Source organism: Aliagarivorans taiwanensis DSM 22990, assembly GCF_000429505.1.
In the GTDB taxonomy this organism is placed as follows: domain Bacteria; phylum Pseudomonadota; class Gammaproteobacteria; order Enterobacterales; family Celerinatantimonadaceae; genus Aliagarivorans; species Aliagarivorans taiwanensis.
Window position 1 is genome coordinate 1 of the sequence record NZ_AUBZ01000068.1, and the last position, 4337, is coordinate 4337.

At 43.7% G+C, this 4337-nt stretch carries 5 protein-coding genes; 1 reads left to right on the plus strand and 4 read right to left on the minus strand.

The genetic code is table 11. From position 1 onward, the window contains the following. Nucleotides 1-174: 174 nt before the first annotated feature. The 3 genes from G462_RS23530 to G462_RS0119915 all read right to left on the minus strand — a co-directional run bounded on the left by G462_RS23530 (nt 175) and on the right by G462_RS0119915 (nt 1943). Entirely contained in the window at nt 175-588 is a 414-nt protein-coding gene (locus G462_RS23530; RefSeq protein WP_051326886.1) for a J517_1871 family lipoprotein, read from the minus strand. A 156-nt stretch (nt 589-744) separates the two neighbouring features. Beyond that, the gene (locus tag G462_RS0119910; protein ID WP_026960542.1) at nt 745-1278 is read right to left on the minus strand and encodes a hypothetical protein; all 534 of its coding nucleotides are present in this window, start codon (nt 1276-1278) and stop codon (nt 745-747) included. Nucleotides 1279-1472: 194 nt separating this feature from the next. Beyond that, nucleotides 1473-1943 carry a hypothetical protein gene (locus G462_RS0119915; RefSeq protein WP_157378700.1) on the minus strand — a complete coding sequence of 157 codons (471 nt, stop codon included), beginning with the start codon at nt 1941-1943 and terminating at the stop codon, nt 1473-1475. A gap of 293 nt (nt 1944-2236) precedes the next feature. Here G462_RS0119915 and G462_RS0119920 point away from each other — a divergent pair, with 293 nt between their 5' ends. Next, nucleotides 2237-3199 (plus strand): integron integrase, encoded by a 963-nt coding sequence (locus tag G462_RS0119920; protein ID WP_026960544.1) that lies wholly within the window; start codon nt 2237-2239, stop codon nt 3197-3199. An 82-nt stretch (nt 3200-3281) separates the two neighbouring features. Here G462_RS0119920 and msrA read toward each other — a convergent pair whose 3' ends face one another. Next, on the minus strand, nt 3282-3920 hold the full coding sequence (gene msrA, locus G462_RS0119925; protein ID WP_026960545.1) for a peptide-methionine (S)-S-oxide reductase MsrA: 639 nt from the start codon (nt 3918-3920) through the stop codon (nt 3282-3284). Between the last annotated feature and the right edge of the window lie 417 nt (nt 3921-4337).

Genomic DNA, 4337 nt, shown 5'->3' on the forward strand with positions numbered 1-4337 from the left:
GGGGCATGGCAAATTCCTATGATAACGAGCGTGTTTTTAAGCGTAGATAAGGTTGGTGTTTGTTGCCACTATAATGGGTGTCTTGTTTATTTCCACTTTGTTTATTTCCATGGGTGTCTTGTTTATTTCCTAAAATGGGTGTCTTGTTTATTTTCCCCATCCATAAACCGCTTGTTATATGCTCAATTGACTTGCGCAAAATTGAGATGCTTCCCTTAATGCCGTGTCTTTATAAAAAGTTGATTCATTACCGCCAAAATAGATTGAGTTAGCAATAAATGAATTAACATCCATTGATTTAAGCTCCAGCTTGGTGCCATCTTGAATGTAAATAATATTCGTGGCGTATTTTATCTTTTGTATTACATTAGCCGTGCCATACGAATAGCAAAACACTCCATATCCGTCATTTTCGAAACTAAAGGTAGTTAAATAAGGCCCCATATTTCCGGTCCAGTTACCAACTAAAGATTTCGGTGTGGCCTGAGGCGAAATGGAAACAAATTGATTGTTTAACATATCATCGATGGGAGATTGGCAACCGGTCAAAGTGAATATAGCAGCCAAAAATATTGATTGAACTTTCATTGTTACTCCATACTTTCCTTGAGCATATAACGCCTTTTTAAGTAGCAGCTAACTACCACTGAACCCCAACAAAGCCACAGTAATCACTAAACTCAATTCAAACCAAAATCGCCGACTGTTAGCTGTCTGCTTGAACAATTTGTTAGGTGCATACTTCTAGCAGATTTGGACTTGCTTGATTTTATAAACAAACTCTGGCTCATTAACATATGCCATAGCACTATCCCAGAGAGGGTTTGTACGATCATTGAGGTTTCTAGCAAGAGCCTTTATTTCAGGAGGAGCATCTGCTCTGAAGTAGTTTTTGTTGCCACGATTTTTGTCGTAACTTACCCCAGTTATTTTGAAGTTCATTGCCCTTACCCTTTTCTTTTTTTGCTGCTCTATGTCTCTATGTGCTGTTTCCCATGTAATGGCTCGAATTGCCAGATAATATTCGCGCTCTTTGAACTTACCGTTAATCGTAAAATCGGATTTTGGGGGATATTTGGGCTTTAACTTTCGTTTATATAAGCTACCGTTCACAAATTTAAAATGCATATCATCCTCGGACATTTCGTACCTGCGAAATTCAGATATATCAACCCAATGTCCTTTTGCTTTATTGAGATGTTTTTTCACAAATAGAACCGCTAGAGCTTCTTCTGTGCCTGCGTATTCCAAATACTTGCTCAGTAATTTGTCATCCATAAATGAACTCACTTTGCCCTTCATTGATAGTTATTGATATTCCGCATGATGTAAATGTAGCAACTAACGCCCTGTTAAGGTGTGAGCAACGCAATGCCGAAGCTCCCGCATACGACCTTAAACACTAAATTCAACGCATAGTAAAAATGCCACGCGTTGCGAATCACTCTTTAACAGTTTGTTATGTTTACATTTTATCGCGCTTTTTTACCGCTGCCATAACTTCCAGGCACTAGGCGCTCCATAGCATCAACATAAATAACTTTATTTTTTGGGCTATTTATCTTTCGCTGCTTCTTTACACACTTTGAACAAACAATTGCGGTTTGGTTATTTGTAAGTTTGTATGCATCCTGAGAAATGCCTTTTACTTTACAAAAGTGACAGGAACCCTTTACTGGGATTATCACTTTTTTGATATTGAAGTTAATTTTGTCAAGGCAGCTTTCTATTGGATTATTATTAACAACTGTTTTGGGCTTCCTCTTAATTTTAGACTTTTTGCTACTCTGCTTTTGGGTAAGATTTTTAGCGCTGACCGATGCTGAATGTTTATAAAACTCAGCCAACTTTCGGTCAATTTGATTTAACTCTTGGGTAATTGGTACTTGATTTGATCTCGCCCATTCTTTTAGGCGCGAGATGATAATACGAGCATTGTCCACTTTCTGTGACTCAAAATATATAGGCAATCGTATTTTAAACCATCTTTATATTCGATCAATCCCATATGTAAACATAACAGCTTATTCAATAGCACAACGCTCTCTTTAAACAGAGCGTTCCGCTATGTATCCACCACATAATGTCTACTTTATCACCTAAAAATAGGCTGTTACAACAAACGTTTAGCGGTATCGTGGAGGATACATAGCAAAAAAGAGAGCACACTAGCTGGCGCAAACAGAGCATACGCCCAATACTGTATATATATACACTCACATCCAGAGAAGCTGCCATGGGCTCTCCCTATCTCAGCTATGTTGAAGAATGCATGCGTACAAAACGCTTTCGCGAAGCGACGATCAAAACATACCGTCACTGGATAAAGCGTTTCATTCTGTACAATTGCAAAAGGCACCCCAGCAAAATGCACAACGCGGAGGTAGAGCGCTTTCTGAGCTATTTGGCCAATCAGCGCAACTGTGCACCGCAAACTCAAGCAACTGCGCTTAATGCGCTGGTATTTCTCTATCGCGAGGTGGTTAAGCAGCCTCTTTCTCTTCAACTGGACTACCGACAAAGCAAGCGCCAGCCAAAGTTGCCCGTAGTGTTAACAGAAGCAGAGGTAGCAACGCTACTACAATATTTGTCGCCACCTTATCTTCTACTGGCTCAACTGCTGTACGGAAGCGGACTACGCAAAATGGAGGCACTAAGGCTACGGGTACACGACATTGATTTTGACTATGCCAATATCGCAATTTGGGATGCGAAAGGCGGTAAGCACCGCCGAGTCACCTTGGCTAAGCGATTATTTGAGCCACTACAGCAGCAAATTGGTGTGGCACGACAGTACTATGAACGTGATCTTAAAATTGATGATTACGCCGGTGTATCGCTACCCCATGCACTGGAGAGAAAGTACCCCTTGGCAAATAAGCAGTTTGGTTGGCATTACCTGTTTCCCTCGCAATCCCTTTGCCACGATCCCAATGGCGGCGAGTTACGACGTCATCATATCCATCCAACCGCAATAAGCCGTGCCATCCGCCAGAGTAGTCGCCGAATAGGTATCACGAAACACGTTACCTGCCATACCCTTCGCCACTCTTTTGCTACTCACTTATTGCAACGCGGCGCCGACATACGCACGATACAAGCGCAACTTGGCCATAGTGACCTTAAAACCACACAGATATATACCCACGTTATCAATATGGGCGCAGACGGCGTCGCGAGCCCGTTGGACTCTCTGTAACAAAATCGCAGAGCCCAATAGCAATATAGGCAGCACAATGCTGCCTATATTGCTATTGGAAAACCTACTTGTTGTTAGGTGTTTAACCCTGCAACGAAGGCGGCATACATACCCCTAGCCCGCCAAGCCCGCAGTAGCCCTGCGGATTCTTGTACAGATACTGTTGGTGATACTCTTCAGCAAAATAGAAGTTGGAGAACGCAGTTACCTCGGTGGTAATCGCCGATTCAACGCCCTGCTCGCTGAGCGCTTGCTGGTAGTTGGCTAAGGCGGTTTCTGCTACCGCTTGCTGCTGCTCGTTGTGCACATACAGCGCAGAGCGATACTGGGTACCGATATCGCCGCCTTGGCGCATGCCTTGGGTTGGGTCGTGGTGCTCGAAGAAAGCGATGACCAACTGCTGGTAGGAAATCTTGGTTGGATCGAACACCACCAGCACGACTTCGGCGTGGGCGGTATCACCGCTGCACACTTCTTCATAGGTCGGGTTAGGCGTAAAACCGCCACCGTAGCCAACGGCGGTGGATACCACACCCTCTAGCTGCCAGAACAGGCGTTCGGCGCCCCAAAAACAACCTAGTGCGAAGTGGGCGATCTCATAATTGGCATCATAGGGAGGTAGCATGTTGCTACCGTTTACCGCGTGAGTTCCGCTGATATCGAGGGCGGTGTCGCGGCCGGGCAAGGCTTGGCTTGCATTGATTAACTCGGTTTTACCCATTTCCATGTCCTCTTATACCAATCTACATAAGTAACTGATCATTCTTGCTGGTTAAAATCATTGATGACTGCGTCAACGCTTTTGTAATTAGTCCACTAGTTACGGCAAGCGCCTCCTTGTCCTCAATGATTTTCCCTGCGCAATATCTGATCATTAACTTATCCAGATTGGTATTACTGCTATCTGGTGCCCATAACAGACCCGCAGATAGTAAAAAGTAGCTCACACTAATTAACTAGGGAGCTACTTTTTTGGTTTTACGTCAGACTTGTATACGCTTATCCAGCGATTTTGGCCCAACTGTCGCGCAGACCGACGGTACGGTTAAATACCAGTTTGTCTTTGCTGCTGTCTTTGTTGTCAGCGCAGAAATAACCTTGACGCTCGAACTGATAGGCCACTTCGGCTTCAGCGTTT

Bases quoted from the DNA above. Each gene is read 5' to 3' on its own strand.
- G462_RS23530 (WP_051326886.1), bottom strand. From the start codon at position 588: ATGAAAGTTCAATCAATATTTTTGGCTGCTATATTCACTTTGACCGGT.
- G462_RS0119910 (WP_026960542.1), bottom strand. From the start codon at position 1,278: ATGGATGACAAATTACTGAGCAAGTATTTGGAATACGCAGGCACAGAA.
- G462_RS0119920 (WP_026960544.1), top strand. From the start codon at position 2,237: ATGGGCTCTCCCTATCTCAGCTATGTTGAAGAATGCATGCGTACAAAA.
- msrA (WP_026960545.1), bottom strand. From the start codon at position 3,920: ATGGGTAAAACCGAGTTAATCAATGCAAGCCAAGCCTTGCCCGGCCGC.